The sequence below is a fragment of the Novosphingobium ginsenosidimutans genome (assembly GCF_007954425.1).
GTDB classification, from domain to species: domain Bacteria; phylum Pseudomonadota; class Alphaproteobacteria; order Sphingomonadales; family Sphingomonadaceae; genus Novosphingobium; species Novosphingobium ginsenosidimutans.
Genome location: NZ_CP042345.1, coordinates 1989624 through 2004893 on the forward strand (window position 1 = coordinate 1989624; position 15270 = coordinate 2004893).

Annotated in this window: 16 protein-coding genes; 12 read left to right on the plus strand and 4 right to left on the minus strand. The window is 64.8% G+C overall.

Going from position 1 to position 15270, the window contains the following annotated elements:
• The first annotated feature begins 42 nt into the window (after nt 1-42).
• Genes rimP through rbfA form a run of 6 tightly spaced genes read left to right on the plus strand, consistent with a single transcriptional unit; the run spans nt 43 to nt 6304 of the window.
• Complete coding sequence (gene rimP / locus FRF71_RS09910) at nt 43-606, plus strand: ribosome maturation protein RimP (protein ID WP_147090501.1); 564 nt, start codon at nt 43-45, stop codon at nt 604-606.
• A gap of 2 nt (nt 607-608) precedes the next feature.
• Entirely contained in the window at nt 609-2231 is a 1623-nt protein-coding gene (gene nusA / locus FRF71_RS09915; RefSeq protein ID WP_147090502.1) for a transcription termination factor NusA, read from the plus strand.
• Nucleotides 2212-2946 (plus strand): DUF448 domain-containing protein, encoded by a 735-nt coding sequence (locus tag FRF71_RS09920; RefSeq protein WP_147090503.1) that lies wholly within the window; start codon nt 2212-2214, stop codon nt 2944-2946. The genes nusA and FRF71_RS09920 overlap by 20 nt, the downstream gene beginning before the upstream one ends.
• Before the next feature lie 21 nt (nt 2947-2967).
• Nucleotides 2968-5487, plus strand: coding sequence for a translation initiation factor IF-2 (gene infB, locus FRF71_RS09925; RefSeq protein ID WP_147090504.1), 2520 nt, complete (start codon nt 2968-2970; stop codon nt 5485-5487).
• Nucleotides 5487-5897, plus strand: coding sequence for a PaaI family thioesterase (locus FRF71_RS09930; protein ID WP_238339169.1), 411 nt, complete (start codon nt 5487-5489; stop codon nt 5895-5897). Before infB ends, FRF71_RS09930 begins: the two co-directional genes overlap by 1 nt.
• On the plus strand, nt 5897-6304 hold the full coding sequence (gene rbfA, locus FRF71_RS09935; RefSeq protein ID WP_147090505.1) for a 30S ribosome-binding factor RbfA: 408 nt from the start codon (nt 5897-5899) through the stop codon (nt 6302-6304). The genes FRF71_RS09930 and rbfA overlap by 1 nt, the downstream gene beginning before the upstream one ends.
• Here rbfA and FRF71_RS09940 read toward each other — a convergent pair.
• A complete protein-coding gene (locus tag FRF71_RS09940) occupies nt 6301-6873 on the minus strand; it encodes a YceI family protein (protein WP_238339171.1) in 573 nt (190 codons plus the stop codon). The two genes, rbfA and FRF71_RS09940, sit on opposite strands and share 4 nt — an antisense overlap.
• 114 nt (nt 6874-6987) lie before the next feature.
• Between FRF71_RS09940 and FRF71_RS09945 the strand changes: the two genes are divergently transcribed.
• From FRF71_RS09945 to pnp, 5 genes are all read left to right on the plus strand, one after another.
• On the plus strand, nt 6988-7566 hold the full coding sequence (locus FRF71_RS09945; RefSeq protein WP_147090506.1) for a thymidine kinase: 579 nt from the start codon (nt 6988-6990) through the stop codon (nt 7564-7566).
• A complete protein-coding gene (locus FRF71_RS09950) occupies nt 7563-8255 on the plus strand; it encodes a site-2 protease family protein (protein WP_147090507.1) in 693 nt (230 codons plus the stop codon). Before FRF71_RS09945 ends, FRF71_RS09950 begins: the two co-directional genes overlap by 4 nt.
• Before the next feature lie 5 nt (nt 8256-8260).
• Complete coding sequence (gene truB / locus FRF71_RS09955) at nt 8261-9160, plus strand: tRNA pseudouridine(55) synthase TruB (RefSeq protein WP_147090508.1); 900 nt, start codon at nt 8261-8263, stop codon at nt 9158-9160.
• Nucleotides 9161-9165: 5 nt separating this feature from the next.
• The gene (gene rpsO / locus FRF71_RS09960; protein WP_147090509.1) at nt 9166-9435 is read left to right on the plus strand and encodes a 30S ribosomal protein S15; all 270 of its coding nucleotides are present in this window, start codon (nt 9166-9168) and stop codon (nt 9433-9435) included.
• A gap of 159 nt (nt 9436-9594) precedes the next feature.
• A complete protein-coding gene (gene pnp, locus FRF71_RS09965) occupies nt 9595-11904 on the plus strand; it encodes a polyribonucleotide nucleotidyltransferase (protein ID WP_147090510.1) in 2310 nt (769 codons plus the stop codon).
• 70 nt (nt 11905-11974) lie between these two features.
• Here pnp and FRF71_RS09970 read toward each other — a convergent pair whose 3' ends face one another.
• Complete coding sequence (locus tag FRF71_RS09970; protein ID WP_147090511.1) at nt 11975-13123, minus strand: GGDEF domain-containing protein; 1149 nt, start codon at nt 13121-13123, stop codon at nt 11975-11977.
• 64 nt (nt 13124-13187) lie between these two features.
• Nucleotides 13188-13853 carry a GcrA family cell cycle regulator gene (locus FRF71_RS09975; protein ID WP_147090512.1) on the minus strand — a complete coding sequence of 222 codons (666 nt, stop codon included), beginning with the start codon at nt 13851-13853 and terminating at the stop codon, nt 13188-13190.
• 79 nt (nt 13854-13932) lie between these two features.
• Between FRF71_RS09975 and FRF71_RS09980 the strand changes: the two genes are divergently transcribed.
• Nucleotides 13933-14823 (plus strand): ABC transporter permease, encoded by an 891-nt coding sequence (locus FRF71_RS09980; RefSeq protein ID WP_147090513.1) that lies wholly within the window; start codon nt 13933-13935, stop codon nt 14821-14823.
• Nucleotides 14824-14833: 10 nt separating this feature from the next.
• Here FRF71_RS09980 and hspQ read toward each other — a convergent pair whose 3' ends face one another.
• Nucleotides 14834-15214: a heat shock protein HspQ gene (hspQ, locus tag FRF71_RS09985; protein WP_147090514.1), complete on the minus strand. Its 381-nt coding sequence runs from the start codon at nt 15212-15214 to the stop codon at nt 14834-14836.
• Nucleotides 15215-15270 lie beyond the last annotated feature (56 nt).

The following is a 15270-nucleotide window of genomic DNA, read 5'->3' on the forward strand; positions in this document are numbered from 1 at the left end:
CTGAACCGCTTTGCATGACCGGCCACACACGGAGAACCCCACTTGGCGGATATCGCGCGCCTGATTGAGATTGTTGAGCCCGAGGCTCAGGCCCTGGGCTTTGATCTCGTGCGCGTGATCGTGTTCGGCAAGAGCGAAGTGGGTGACGAGGAAGTCACGCTCCAGATCATGGCCGAGCGGCCCGAGACCGGCCAGCTGGTGATCGAGGACTGCGCCGAACTCTCGCGCCGCGTCTCCGATGCGCTCGATGCGCTGGAAGAAGCCGGCGAAGTGCTGATCGAAGAGGCCTACCGGCTCGAAGTCAGCTCGCCCGGAATCGACCGCCCGCTGACCCGCGCCAAGGACTTCAGCAACTGGGCCGGGCATGAAGCCCGCGTCAGCCTGAAGAACCCCGTGGATGGCAACCGCAAGAGCCTGCAGGGTGACCTGATCGGCATCGAAGACGATGTCGTCACCATCGAAGACAAGAAGTCGGGCCGGGTTTCCTTCCCGCGCGCCGATATCCATTCCGCCAAGCTGGTCCTGACGGACAAGCTGATTGCTGCCACCCGCCCGCTGGATTCTTCGGGCGCCGACGATCTGATCGAAGAAGAACAGGAAGACTGAACATGGCCAGTCCGATTTCCGCCAACCGCGCTGAACTGCTCGCGATCGCCACTTCGGTTGCGAACGAAAAGCTGATCGACAAGTCCATCGTCATCGAGGCGATGGAAGAAGCGATCCAGAAGAGCGCGCGCAACCGCTATGGCGCCGAGAACGACATCCGCGCGAAGCTTGATCCGCGCACCGGCGACCTGCGCCTGTGGCGCGTGGTCGAAGTGGTCGAGGTGGTTGAGGACTACTTCAAGCAGGTTGACCTGAAGCAGGCTGAAAAGCTGCAGCCGGGTGCCAAGATCGGTGATTTCATCGTCGATCCGCTGCCGCCCGTGGACCTGGGCCGTATCGATGCCCAGTCGGCCAAGCAGGTGATCTTCCAGAAGGTTCGCGATGCCGAGCGTGAGCGCCAGTACGAGGAATTCAAGGACCGCGCCGGCGAACTGGTGACCGGCGTGATCAAGTCGGTCGAGTTTGGCCACGTGATCGTCAACCTTGGCCGCGCCGAAGGCGTGATCCGCCGCGATCAGCAGATCCCGCGCGAAGTTGCCCGCGTTGGCGAGCGTGTCCGCGCCTGGATCATGAAGGTGGAGCGCCAGAACCGCGGTCCGCAGATCTTCCTCAGCCGCGCGCACCCCGAATTCATGAAGAAGCTGTTCGCGCAGGAAGTGCCCGAAATCTACGACAACATCATCGAGATCAAGGCCGCCGCCCGCGATCCGGGCAGCCGCGCCAAGATCGGCGTGATCAGCCGCGACAGCAGCATTGACCCGGTCGGTGCCTGCGTCGGCATGAAGGGCAGCCGCGTCCAGGCGGTCGTCCAGGAAATGCAGGGCGAAAAGATCGACATCATCCCCTGGAGCGAAGACACCGCGACCTTCGTGGTCAACGCGCTGCAGCCGGCCACCGTCAGCCGCGTGGTGATCGACGAGGAAGAAAGCCGCATCGAAGTGGTCGTTCCCGATGACCAGCTGTCGCTGGCGATCGGCCGCCGCGGCCAGAACGTGCGCCTTGCCAGCCAGCTGACCGGCTCGCAGATCGACATCATGACCGAGGCGGAAGCTTCGGAGAAGCGCCAGAAGGAATTCGCCGAGCGTTCGAAGATGTTCGAGGAAGAGCTCGACGTCGACGAAACCCTTTCGCAGCTGCTGGTCGCCGAAGGCTTCAGCGAGCTCGAAGAAGTTGCCTACATCGACATGGCCGAACTGGCCGCGATCGAAGGCTTCGACGACGAACTGGCCGAGGAACTGCAGAGCCGCGCCACCGAAGCGCTGGAACGCCGCGAGGAAGCCTCGCGCGCTGCCCGCCGCGAACTGGGCGTCGAGGATGACCTGGCCGAACTGCCGCACCTGACCGAAGCCATGCTCGTGACCCTCGGCAAGGCCGGGATCAAGACGCTCGACGATCTGGCAGACCTCGCCACCGACGAACTCATCGCCAAGAAGCGCACCGAACAGCGCCGCCGCGACGGCAGCGCTCCGCGCCGCTCCGCGCGCGACGAGGACAAGGGCGGTGTGCTCGGCGAATATGGCCTGACCGAAGAGCAGGGCAACGAGATCATCATGGCCGCGCGCGCTCACTGGTTCGAAGACGAGCCAGCCGTAGAGGAGGCCGCTGATGCGGATTCCTCACAATGAGCCGCTAGGTTCCGACACCTCTGGGCAGCCCGCCGGGAACGATCCTGAACGGCGCTGCATCCTGACCGGGGACCATGGTTCCCGCGATGATCTGCTGCGCCTGGCGATCTCGCCCGATGGCCTGGTCCTCCCCGATGCCTTGGCCCGCGCGCCGGGACGGGGGGCCTGGATCGGCGTCAGCCGGCCCGCGCTGGAAGAAGCAATCGCCAAGGGCAAATTGAAGGGCGCGCTGGCGCGGGCCTTCAAGGGGGCGTCGCTGGAGATCCCGGCCGACCTGCCGGCCAAGATCGAAGCCGCCTTGATCCGAGCGCTGACTGACCGCCTGGGGCTGGAGTACAAATCCGGCCGGCTGCTGGTCGGATCAGACCGGATTGCCGAGAACGCCCGGATGGGCAAGGTCGCCTGGCTGGCCCATGCGGCTGATGCCAGCGAAGATGGTTCGCGCAAGCTGGACCAGGCCTGGCGGGTCGGGATGGAGCAAGAGGGTACCGGCATGACCGGCACCACCTTGCCACTGGACCGGGCGGCGCTGTCTGTGGCATTGGGCCGCGACAACGTCGTCCATCTGGCACTGACCGATCATGCCGCGGCCGAGCGGATTGGCGCCCCCCTGCGCCGCCTGCTCCGTTTTCTGGGCCGCGCGGAATTGACTGGTGAATACAACAGGCTGCCGGCGGCAGACCGCAAGGTCGGCCCGCAGTCGACGACGGAATGAACGAAGGGTATTGGTACGAACATGAGCGATAGCGACAACAAACCGACTCTGGGCCGCAAGCCGCTGGGCCTCAAGAAGTCGGTCGAAGCGGGCGAGGTCAAGCAGACCTTCAGCCACGGCCGCACCAACAAGGTGGTGGTCGAGGTGAAGAGCCGCAAGCTCATCCGCAAGCCGGGTGAAGCGCCGGTCGCCGCGCCGCCGCCGCCGCCCGCCCCGGCGCCTGCTCCGGTTGCCGCTCCGGCCCCGGCGCCCAAGAAGGTTTCCGCGCCCGCTGGCGAAACGCCGCAGGAACGCGTCGCCCGGCTGCAGCGCGAGGCTGAGGAAGCCCGCCTGGCCATGCTCGAAGAGCAGACCCGCCGCGAGGCCGAAGAGCGCCAGAAGGCGCTTGAGGAAGAGCGTCGCCGCGCCGAACAGAACCGCAAGGCCGAAGCCGAGGCGGAAGCCGCCGCCGCCGCGCCGCCAGCCCCTGAGCCTGAGGCCGGATCCGCCGCAAGCGAAGGCGAAGACGAAGACGAAACACCGCGCCAGGCCGACAACGCCGCACCTGCGCCGCGCCGCTTCACGCCGGTTGCTGCGCCCAAGCGCGCCGAACCGGCCAAGAAGCCCGCGCACCCGACCCGCGACCGCAAGGGCGGGGACGAGCGGCGCAGCGGCAAGCTGACCGTCACCCGCGCACTCAACGAGGACGAAGGCGCCCGCGCCCGCAGCCTCGCCGCACTCAAGCGGGCGCGCGAAAAGGAAAAGCGTGCCCACTTCGCCGGCCAGTCGCAGCCGCGCGAAAAGCAGGTCCGGGACGTTGTGGTGCCCGAGGCGATCACCGTTCAGGAACTGGCCAACCGCATGGCGGAAAAGGGCGCAGACCTGGTCAAGGCGCTGTTCAAGCTGGGCATGATGGTCACCGTCAATCAGACGATCGATCAGGACACGGCTGAACTGCTGGTCGAGGAATTCGGCCACAACATCCAGCGCGTCTCGGAAAGCGATGTCGATATCGACACCAGCGAGGACGTCGATGCGCCCGAAACGCTGCAGGTGCGTCCCCCGGTCGTGGCGATCATGGGCCACGTCGACCATGGCAAAACCAGCCTGCTCGATGCCCTGCGCGGCACGGACGTAGTCAAGGGCGAGGCCGGCGGCATCACGCAGCACATCGGCGCGTACCAGATCAAGACCAAGGGCGGTGACCTGGTTACCTTCCTTGACACCCCGGGCCACGAAGCCTTCACCGAAATGCGCATGCGCGGGGCCAATGTCACCGACATCGTCATCCTGGTGGTGGCCGGTGACGACGGAATCATGCCGCAGACGATTGAGGCGATCAATCACACCAAGGCCGCTGGCGTGCCGATGATCGTGGCGATCACCAAGGCTGACCGCAACGAATACAACGCCCAGAAGATCCGCGAACGCCTGCTAGAACACGAAGTCGTGGTCGAGGCGATGTCGGGTGACGTCCAGGACGTCGAGGTTTCGGCCAAGACTGGCGCTGGCCTCGACCAGCTGATCGAGAAGATCCTGCTCCAGGCCGAACTGCTCGAGCTGAAGGCCAACCCGGACCGTCCCGCCGAAGCGACCGTGATCGAAGCCAAGCTCGATAAGGGCAAGGGTCCGCTCGCGACCGTGCTGATCAACCGCGGCACGCTGAAGGTCGGCGATATCCTGGTGGTCGGGGTTCATTCAGGCCGCGTCCGCGCGATGCTTGATGACAAGGGCCGCCAGATCAAGGAAGCGCCGCCGGCGCTGCCGGTCGAAGTGCTCGGGATCGGGGGCGTACCCATGGCCGGCGATACCCTGACCGTGGTTGAAAGCGAGGCTCGTGCCCGCGAAGTCGCCGCCTTCCGTCATGAGAAGGCAACTGCCAAGCGGACGACGACTGCTCCCGCCAGCCTCGAGAACATGTTCTCGGCGCTCTCGGCCAAGCAGACCGTGATCGAATACCCGGTGGTCATCAAGGCCGACGTCCAGGGTTCGACCGAGGCGATCGTCAATGCCCTCAACCGCCTTTCGAACGACGAGATCAAGGTGAAGGTGCTGAGCTCGGGCGTCGGTGCGATCACCGAAAGCGACGTTTCGCTGGCTTCGGCCTCGAACGCACCGATCATCGGCTTCAACGTGCGTCCCAATGCCAAGGCCCGCGAACTGGTGGACCGCAACAAGACGCGGATGAAGTACTTCGACGTGATCTATCATCTGACCGAGGATGTCGCCAAGGAAATGGCCGGCATCTGGGGTCCGGAGCGGATCGAAAACGTTGTCGGCCGCGCCGAGGTCAAGGAAGTGTTCCCGGCCGGCAAGCGCGACAAGGCGGCTGGTCTGCTGGTGCTCGAAGGCGGGATCCGCAAGGGCCTGTTCGCGCGCCTCACGCGCCAGGACGTCATCGTTTCGAAGACCGTCATCGCCAGCCTGCGCCGCTTCAAGGACGATGTCCCCGAAGTCCGCGCTGGCCTGGAGTGCGGCGTGGTGCTGCAGGATACCAACGACATCAAGCCGGGCGACATGCTCGAAGTGTTTGAAGTCGAGGAGCGTGAACGGACGCTGTGATGGCAGACGCCGCGCCGCAGCCGAACTACTATGACCTGATGGGATCGGAGATCGTCGACTTCGATCCCGTCAGCGAAACCGTGACCATGCGCTTTGTCGCGCCCGATTGCTTCATCACCGGGCGGGGCGGCGTGCAGGGCGGGCTGGTGGCCGGTTTCCTGGACGAGGTGATGGGCCGTGCCCATGTCCATGCCACCAAGGGCACCGAAGCCCCGCTCAACCTCGATATTTCGATGAGCCTGCTGAAGCTGGTGCCGCCGGGGCCGATGCTGGCCAAGGGCCGCGTCCTGCGCCGCGGCAAGCGGGCGATCTTCCTGGAAGGCGAACTTTACGATCCGAGCGGCGAGGTGATCTATGCCCGCGCCACTTCGACCGCGATTCCCACCCCCGTTCCGCCGCAGGTGGCATGATGGCCCGCCCCCCTGCCACGCCCGAAACCCGCTCGGTCCGTCTGCTCAAGGTTGGCGAACAGGTCCGCCATGTGATCAGCGATCTGCTGACCCGGCAGATGGTGCATGACGAAGTGCTGACCGCCCATTCGGTCTCGGTCACCGAAGTGCGGATGAGCCCCGACCTGCGCCACGCCGTGGTCTTTGTGAAGCCGCTGCTGGGCGCGGACGAGGAGCTGGTGCTGAAGGCGCTGCGCACCCATACCGCTTTTTTCCAGAAGGAAGTGGCCGGCAAGCTGCGCCTGAAATATGCCGCCAAGATCCGCTTCCAGGGCGATGAGAGCTTTGACGTTGCCAGCAAGATCGATGCCCTGCTGGCCGATCCCAAGGTCAAGCGCGACCTGGGTGAGGAAACAGACGAGGCCTAGTTCGGCACCATCCGCGCCTGGATGGTAATCGTGACTTTCTTGCCGACAATCGCGCTATAGGCGGTCATCCCGAATTCACGCCGGTCAATCACGGTGCGCGCTGAAAGCTCCACCGCATCGCGGCCGGTCACCCGGGCCGGCGGATCGCGGAAAGTTACCGCCAATTGTGCCGGGCGGGTCACGCCGCGCGCGGTCACTTCGCCCGCGACCATGGCGGTCGTGGCGCCGGTCATTTGCATCCGCTTGCCCGCAAAGCGGACGGTCGGATAGCGCTCCACATCGAAGAAGTCCTTGCCCTTAAGGCGAGCCAGCGTGACCGAATCCCCCGCCTGCAACCGCCGGGCATCAAGCTCGACATCAAGGTCGATCGTATCGAGCTGCTCGGGCGATAGCGCGATCCGCCCGCTCATCTGCGGAAAGCGCGCGGTCTTGCTGGCGATGCCGAAGAAGCCGACCTTGGCACTGACCATGCTGCGCGCGGTATCGATCTGATAGCGGTAGGTGGGCTGCGCGGCCCCCAGCAGCAGCGGGGCCAAGGCCGCAAGTGGCAGGCATATCAACCGGCGCAAACGCGCTCTCCTCTCAACCCCTGCCGTCGCTGACCGTGCGCGCCGCTGGCCGGGAAGTCAACGCCGGGGTCGTTCGCTCTGGCCTTTGGCAGGAAAGACCCTATCTCTGCCGCAATGGCCAAGCTCTATTTCTACTACGCCTCGATGAATGCAGGCAAATCGACCACGCTGCTCCAGGCGAACTTCAACTACCACGAGCGTGGGATGACCACGATGCTGTGGACTGCCGCACTTGACGACCGTGGGGGGGAGCGGGCGATCGAGAGCCGGATCGGCCTTCACGCCGATGCCCACCGGTTTGATGCCGCGACCGACCTGTGGGAGCGGATCGGCGCGGCGCATCGGGTCGAACCACTGGCCTGCGTACTGGTCGACGAGGCGCAATTCCTCTCGCAAGCGCAGGTCTGGCAACTGGCGCGGGTAGTGGATGAGGCCGGTATTCCGGTGGTCTGTTATGGCCTGCGCACCGATTTCCAGGGTGAATTGTTTCCCGGCTCGGCGACGCTGCTGGGCATTGCCGACAATCTGGTCGAGCTAAAGGGCGTCTGCCACTGCGGTCGCAAGGCCAGCATGAACCTGCGGGTCGACGAGAGCGGCGCGGCGGTGAAGCAAGGCGCCCAGACCGAGATCGGCGGCAACGACCGCTATGTGGCGCTCTGCCGCAAGCACTTCAGCGAGGCGCTTGGCGAATGAACGAAACCCTGTTCCAGGCCGCAGCGCTGATCCTGCCGCTGATCTTTGCCATCGTCTTTCACGAGGTGGCGCACGGACTGACGGCGCGGGCTTTGGGCGATCCGACTGCGGCGCAGATGAAGCGCCTCAGCCTCAACCCGCTGCGCCATGTTGACCCCTTCGGCACGGTGATCCTCCCCGGCCTGCTCAAGCTCACCGGCCTGCCGGTGTTCGGCTGGGCCAAGCCGGTGCCGGTGGTGAAAGAGCGGCTGCGTAACCCGCGCCGCGACATGATGATCGTGGCCGCCGCTGGGCCGGGCAGCAATTTTGTGCTGGCTGCGATCGGGGCCGTGCTGCTGGGCTTGCTGCTGGGCAGTTACCAGGCGCTGCAGGAACCTTCGCTGGTGGCGCGGTTCGTGGCGCTGAACCTGGTCAACTTCATCACGATCAACGTCTTCCTGGCGCTGTTCAACCTCTTGCCGATCCCGCCGTTCGATGGTGGCCATATCGTCGAAGGCCTGCTGCCGCCGCGCTTGGCGCGCAAGTGGGCGGGAATGCACAGCAAGGCGCTGCTGATCATGATCCTGCTGCTGGTCGTGCTGCCCTGGCTCTCACCCAGCCTTAGCGTGGTGAGCTGGCTGGTGGTGCCGCCGGTCGAGTGGGTGATCGGCCAGTACATGGCGCTCGCCGCCACCTTTGCCGGGGGCTGAGGCGCTTGCCGCACGGCTGGATCATCCTCGACAAGCCGCTTGGGCTTGGCAGCACCCAGGCGGTTGGTGCGGTAAAGCGCGTCTGCCGCGAGGCGGGACTGGGCAAGGTCAAGGTCGGCCACGGCGGCACGCTCGATCCACTGGCCAGCGGCGTCCTGCCGATTGCGCTGGGCGAGGCGACCAAGCTGTGCGGACGGATGCTCGATGCCAGCAAGGTCTATGCCTTCACGGTGCAGTTTGGGACTGAGACCGATACGCTGGACCTTGAAGGAAAGGTGATCGCGGAAAGCCCGGTGCGCCCGGCCCTGGCCGATATTGAAGCCGTGCTGCCACGCTTTACCGGGCATATCGAACAAGTTCCGCCGGCCTATTCCGCGCTGAAGGTCGATGGGATGCGCGCCTATGACCTGGCGCGCAAGGGCGCGGCGGTGGAACTGCAATCGCGGGCGGTGACGATCCATTCGCTGCATCGCGAAGCCGCAGAGGCTGATAGCGTCACCCTGATCGCCTCAGTCTCAAAGGGCACCTATATCCGCAGCCTTGCCCGCGACATTGCGCTGGCGCTTGGCACGGTCGGCCATGTCACCATGCTGCGCCGCCTCAAAGCCGGGCCGTTCGGGATCGATCAGGCGATTTCACTGGACAAATTGAACGAAGTGGGTAAGGGCGCGCCTCTTGAGAACGTACTCTTGCCGCTGGAGGCAGGGCTGGTCGACATCCCGGCTCTTGACCTCGGTCCGGAACAGGCAAGCATGGTCCGCCAGGGCCGGGTTCTGACCGGACTGCCCCACACCGACGGGCTGCATTGGGCGCGACTGGGACCTATTCCCATTGCGCTGGTGGAGCTTTCCGGTGGAGCCGCAACGGTGGTTCGGGGGTTCAATCTTTCCGATGTCGCGGAGTAAGTACTATGTCGGTTACCGCCGAAAAGAAGGCTGAAATCATCAACGACAACGCCCGCGCCAAGGGTGATACCGGTTCGCCGGAAGTCCAGGTCGCGATCCTCACCTCGCGGATCCAGACCCTGACCGAGCACTTCAAGGCTCATCACAAGGACAATCACTCGCGCCGCGGCCTGCTGATGATGGTCAACAAGCGCCGTTCACTGCTCGACTACCTGAAGAAGAAGGATGTCGATCGGTACAACGCGCTCATCGCCAAGCTTGGTCTGCGCAAGTAACCAGCGGAGCGGCCCCTAGCGGGCCGCTTTTGCTATCAGCGCCAGTCGCAATTCGGCGAACGGCGCCCCGGGGCCAGAAGCGCCCCACACCGGACCGGGACGGAATCCCCGGCAGCAAAACCCGCCGCGCAATAGGGCCGGTGGGCAAAGGAAAACTGAATGTTCGACGTCAAAACCGTAAGCATGGAGTGGGGCGGAAAGACCCTCACCCTGGAAACCGGCCGCATTGCCCGTCAGGCTGACGGCGCGGTCCTCGCCACCTATGGCGAAACTGTCGTGCTCTGCGCCGTCACGGCCGCCAAGAGCGTCAAGGAAGGGCAGGATTTCTTCCCGCTCACCGTCCACTACCAGGAAAAGTATTTCGCAGCCGGCCGCATCCCGGGCGGCTTCTTCAAGCGCGAACGCGGCGCCACGGAAAAGGAAACGCTGGTTTCCCGTCTGATTGACCGTCCGGTCCGTCCGCTGTTCCCCGAAGGCTTCTACAACGAGATCAACGTGATCGCCCAGGTGCTGTCCTATGACGGCGAGTGCGAGCCCGATGTGCTGGCGATGATCGCCGCCTCGGCCGCGCTGACCATTTCGGGCGTGCCCTTCATGGGTCCGATCGGTGCGGTTCGCGTGGGCTACAAGGATGGCGAATACCTCCTCAACCCGAAGCAAGAAGCTGCGATCAAGGAAGGCGAGCTTGATCTTGTCGTCGCCGCCACCGGCAATGCCGTGATGATGGTCGAATCCGAAGCCAAGGAGCTTTCGGAAGAGGTCATGCTGGGCGCCGTGATGTTCGCGCACGAAGAGTGCAAGAAGGTCGCCAACCTGATCATCGACCTGGCCGAAAAGGCCGCCAAGGATCCGTGGGAAATCGCGATCTCCGACAATTCGGCGATCAAGGCGAAGCTCAAGGACCTGATCGGCAAGGACATCGCCGCCGCTTACAAGCTGACTGACAAGTCGGCCCGCTCGGCCGCGCTGAACGCTGCCCGCGACAAGGCCAAGGAAGCCTTTGCGGGCGAAGATGCGCAGACCCAGATGGTTGCGATCAAGTCGGTCAAGAAGGTTGAGGCCGACATTGTACGCGGCGCGATCCTCAAGGACGGCACCCGCATCGATGGCCGCAAGGTCGATCAGGTTCGCCCGATTGAATCGATCGTCGGCTTCCTGCCGCGGACCCACGGTTCGGCACTGTTCACCCGCGGTGAAACGCAGGCGATCTGCACCACCACCCTGGGCACCAAGGATGCCGAGCAGATGGTCGATGGGCTGGAAGGCCTCTCGTACCACCGCTTCATGCTGCACTATAACTTCCCGCCCTACTCGGTCGGTGAAGTGGGCCGCTTCGGCGCCCCCAGCCGCCGCGACACCGGTCACGGCAAGCTGGCCTGGCGTGCGCTGCAGGCCGTGCTGCCCAGCCATGAAGAGTTCCCCTATACGATCCGCGTGGTCTCGGACATCACCGAGTCCAACGGTTCGTCGTCGATGGCTACCGTCTGCGGCGGCGCACTGTCGATGATGGACGCCGGCGTGCCGCTGAAGCGCCCGGTTTCGGGTATCGCCATGGGCCTGATCCTCGAAGGCGACGAGTTCACCGTGCTGTCCGACATTCTGGGTGACGAAGATCACCTGGGCGACATGGACTTCAAGGTGGCCGGCACCAGCGAAGGCATCACCACGATGCAGATGGACATCAAGGTGGCCGGCATCACGAAGGAAATCTTCGAAGCCGCGCTGAACCAGGCCAAGGGCGGCCGCGCTCACATCCTGGGCGAGATGACCAAGGCACTCGGCAGCTCGCGCACCGAACTGTCGGCCCACGCGCCGCGGATCGAAACGATCTCGATCGACAAGTCGAAGATCCGTGACGTGATCGGCACCGGCGGCAAGGTGATCCGCGAGATCGTTGCCACCACCGGCGCCAAGGTCGACATCGACGACGAAGGGATCATCAAGATCTCGTCGTCTGACCTGTCGCAGATCGAAGCTGCCAAGCAGTGGATCCTCGGCATTGTCGAAGAGCCGGAAGTTGGCAAGATCTACGACGGCAAGGTTGTGACGATTGTCGACTTCGGCGCGTTCGTGAACTTCATGGGCGGCAAGGACGGCCTCGTCCACGTCAGCGAAATGAAGAACGAGCGCGTTGAAAAGCCGACCGACGTGGTTTCGGAAGGCCAGGCCGTGAAGGTCAAGGTCCTCGAGATCGATCCGCGCGGCAAGGTCCGCCTGTCGATGCGCGTCGTCGATCAGGAAACCGGGGCCGAGCTGGAAGACACCCGCCCGCCGCGCGAACCGCGCGAACCGCGGGGCGATCGTGGTGACCGTGGCGGCGACCGGCGCCCGCGCCGTGATGGCGACCGCGGTGGCCGCGGCGGTGACCGTGGCGGACGTGGCGGCGATCGTGATCGCGGCCCGCGTCGGGACCGGGAAGAGGGCGGCAACCCCGATCACATCCCGGCCTTCCTGAAGGGCGACGACTAAGTCCCGCCTGAAAGGCTGAATAAAAGAGGGGGCTGCGCCTTGGGCGCAGCCCCCTTTTTCGTGTGCCGGTTCAGGCCGCCAGCTGGCTAGGCTTGGCTTCGTCCGGTTCCGCCACGCAGATGCGGTTGCGGCCGTCGGTCTTGGCCCGGTAAAGCGCGGCATCGGCCGCTTTCAGGGCCAGCCGGCGATCCCCGCAGGCAAAGACATCGGCAATCCCGGCCGAGAAGGTCACCTGGCCAATCGGCACGTCGGTAGCGCGGTTGACCAGATGGCGGTCGGCCAGTTGCGCGCGCAGCCGGTCGAGCTTTTCAAAAGCTTCCTCGATTGTCGAATCCCGGAACAACACCACGAATTCTTCGCCGCCGTGGCGGGCAACATGGCAGCGCTCGTTCGAAATTCGCGCTAGGTTTTCTGCCACCAGTTTCAGGACGCGGTCGCCGGCATCGTGGCCGTGGGTATCGTTGACCCGCTTGAAGTGGTCGATGTCGCAGAAGGCAACGCAGAGCGGCTCGGCCGCAGCGCGAGCGGCGCGGTATTCGGCATCATAGCGCGCTTCGAAGGCGCGGCGATTGGGCAGGCCGGTCAGATGGTCTTCTTCGGCACTGCGACGCGTTTCCTCAAGCTTGTGCTTGAGGTTGCGGGTCTGCTCCTCGCTGCGGTGCATGGCCTTCTCGATCTCGACCGTGCGCTTCAGCATCGCCTTGGTAATGCTGGCAAGCTCGGTGATTACGGCCCCGGTGTTGGGTACGGCTTCAAGCTTGCCGGCCTCGCGCGTTAGTTCATTGTGATAGGCGCTTGTGGCCTCACGCGCGGCGCGGCTGGTCTTGCCGAATTCCTCGACCCCCTGTTCGAGCCGCTGCATCAGCCGTTCGAGCATTTCGGCCTCTTCGCCCATGCCTTCTTCAGCCAGCGCGTCCTCCAGCCAGTCGAGCGTTACCGGCTCGCGCGCCTGGACGCGGCGGTCGATCAGGCGGACGACCTGGGGGTCGTTACCGGTCAGGTAATTGCTCGCCACGACCAGCGTCTGGGCGTTCGCCTCGAGCTGATGATAGCTCAGGAACGCGCCGATCTCGTCAAGATGGCGATCGCGGGCGGACTGGCGCCGGTCGACCGTACGGGTCGATTGGGTGGCGGGCGAAGCTCCGTCGTCGCGGCTGCCAAGGCCAAACCAGCCAAGCAGCCCACCACGGCGGTTGAGCGAAGGATCGTGTGCGGTCATACCATGGTTAACGGTACGCTTCCGCACATTTTAAGGTCCGCGACGCGAAGACGCGGAAAATCGTTTAGCGAACGCGCGGACCGCCAAACGGCAGTGGCGGCGGCGGGCGGCGGTGGCCGCGCGGAAGCTGGGCCTGGAAGGCGCGTCCACAATGCTCGACGCAATAGGGGAAGCCTGGGTTCACCTTCTCACCGCAGAAGTGGAAGTCCGGCTCGCCCGGGTGGCCCATCGGCCAACGGCAGATCCGGTCATTCAGATCGAGCAGGCTGGTCTTGTCGGCCATTTCCGGGCTGGGCTTGGCTGGCACCAGGCGGCGCGGCGGAGCCGGCGGGATCGGAGCCTGCTGGTCGCCAGGGCCCTGACGCAGGAAGCCGCCGGGGCCTACCGAGACAATGCGCGGGCCGGCGGGCGCGGGTGCCGCATCGCCAGTCGGCGCGGCAGCGGCGGGCGCGGGAGCCGGCGCGCGGGGCGCGGCGGCCGGAGCCGGGCGTGGGGCGGGGGCCGGTCGCGGCGCAGCCTCTGCCTTGGGCGCGCGCGGTGCCGGTGCAGGAGCAGCTTCCTTCTCGTTCGGCTTGACCGGGCTGGGACGGGCCTTGAGGCCGAGGCGGTGCGCCTTGCCGATCACGGCATTGCGGCTGACCCCGCCAAGCTCCTCGGCGATCTGGCTGGCGGTTGCGCCGCCTTCCCACATCTTGGTCAGTCTTTCGATCCGTTCGTCGGTCCAGCTCATGCCCGTGTCACTTCCCTGTCACCCCTTCTGTGGGGCCTTGCGCTTGCCATTCGTGTGACCTGCCGATAGTCGCCAAGACATGGCCGATCAACCTGTATCCCCAAGCGTCAACGCCACCCCCCAGATGCCCGTAGCGGGTCTGGGGCAAAGCACATTTCCGGCCCAGGGAGTGCCCGTATTCCACCGGTTCAACCGGCTTGGGCTGTGGACCCTCTATATGAAGGAAGTGCGCCGGTTTTTCAAGGTGCAGACCCAGACGATCTGGGCCCCGGCAATCACGACGCTGCTGTTCCTGGTGATCTTCACCGTGGCCATGGGGCGCGGTGGGCGAATGGTACTGGGTGTCAACTTTGCCACTTTCATCGCCCCTGGCCTGATCGTCATGGGTATGATGCAGAACGCTTTTGCCAATTCCAGCTTCAGTTTCCTGGCCGGCAAGATCCAAGGCACGATCATCGATTACCTGATGCCGCCGCTGTCCAATGCCGAACTTATGCTGGCATTGATCGGTGCCGCCGTAACCCGCGCGGTGCTGGTCGGCTTGGCGCTCTATGGCGCGATGCTGCTCTGGCCCGGCGTCCACCTGACCTTGGCGCACCCCTGGGCGATCGTCTGGTTTGGCCTGATGGGGGCGATCATGCTGGCCACGGTTGGCCTGCTGACCTCGCTCTGGGCGGAAAAGTTCGATCACAACGCGGCCGTCACCAACTTCGTGATCGCGCCGCTCTCGCTCCTGTCGGGCACCTTCTACGTGATCGACAACCTGGCACCGGTGTTCCAGACGGTCAGCCGGTTGAACCCGTTCTTCTACGTCATCTCAGGCTTCCGCTTCGGTTTCCTGGGGCAGAGCGACATCGGCGATACCAACCTGGCCGTGCTGCACGGCGCGCTGGGGCTGGGCGTGCTCAACCTGGCGCTCGCAGGCCTGGTCTATGGGCTACTGCGCAGCGGCTGGAAGCTGAAGGGCTGATCCGCCCGGATCAGTGCGTCATCGAGCGGCGCAGGCGATAGCGCCCGTTGCGGAAATCCTCGAACAGCTCGTCCAGCGAGGGGTGGTCTACCGGCCCGCCATCGCCATCGGCGAGCAGGTTCTGCTGGCTGACATAGGCCACATAGCTGCTGTCGCCATTTTCGGCGAGCAGGTGATAGAACGGTTGCTCGCGGTGCGGGCGCACTTCCTTGGGGATCGATTCGTACCACTCTTCGCTGTTGGCGAAGACCGGATCGATATCGAAAACCACGCCGCGGAAATCAAACACGCGGTGCCGCACGACATCGCCGATCCCGAACCGTGCCTGGGCCCGCTGCGGGGCATCGACGGTCTTACCAGCCTGGGGTGAGAAAAAGGTCGCCCGTTCCATAGGTGGCAATATAGGGATTGTGCAGACGCGAAACAACGGCAGCTTTGCTCCGATCC

Bases quoted from the DNA above. Each gene is read 5' to 3' on its own strand.
- nusA (WP_147090502.1), top strand. From the start codon at position 609: ATGGCCAGTCCGATTTCCGCCAACCGCGCTGAACTGCTCGCGATCGCC.
- FRF71_RS09920 (WP_147090503.1), top strand. From the start codon at position 2,212: ATGCGGATTCCTCACAATGAGCCGCTAGGTTCCGACACCTCTGGGCAG.
- infB (WP_147090504.1), top strand. From the start codon at position 2,968: ATGAGCGATAGCGACAACAAACCGACTCTGGGCCGCAAGCCGCTGGGC.
- FRF71_RS09930 (WP_238339169.1), top strand. From the start codon at position 5,487: ATGGCAGACGCCGCGCCGCAGCCGAACTACTATGACCTGATGGGATCG.
- rbfA (WP_147090505.1), top strand. From the start codon at position 5,897: ATGGCCCGCCCCCCTGCCACGCCCGAAACCCGCTCGGTCCGTCTGCTC.
- FRF71_RS09945 (WP_147090506.1), top strand. From the start codon at position 6,988: ATGGCCAAGCTCTATTTCTACTACGCCTCGATGAATGCAGGCAAATCG.
- FRF71_RS09950 (WP_147090507.1), top strand. From the start codon at position 7,563: ATGAACGAAACCCTGTTCCAGGCCGCAGCGCTGATCCTGCCGCTGATC.
- rpsO (WP_147090509.1), top strand. From the start codon at position 9,166: ATGTCGGTTACCGCCGAAAAGAAGGCTGAAATCATCAACGACAACGCC.
- pnp (WP_147090510.1), top strand. From the start codon at position 9,595: ATGTTCGACGTCAAAACCGTAAGCATGGAGTGGGGCGGAAAGACCCTC.
- FRF71_RS09970 (WP_147090511.1), bottom strand. From the start codon at position 13,123: ATGACCGCACACGATCCTTCGCTCAACCGCCGTGGTGGGCTGCTTGGC.
- FRF71_RS09975 (WP_147090512.1), bottom strand. From the start codon at position 13,853: ATGAGCTGGACCGACGAACGGATCGAAAGACTGACCAAGATGTGGGAA.
- FRF71_RS09980 (WP_147090513.1), top strand. From the start codon at position 13,933: ATGGCCGATCAACCTGTATCCCCAAGCGTCAACGCCACCCCCCAGATG.
- hspQ (WP_147090514.1), bottom strand. From the start codon at position 15,214: ATGGAACGGGCGACCTTTTTCTCACCCCAGGCTGGTAAGACCGTCGAT.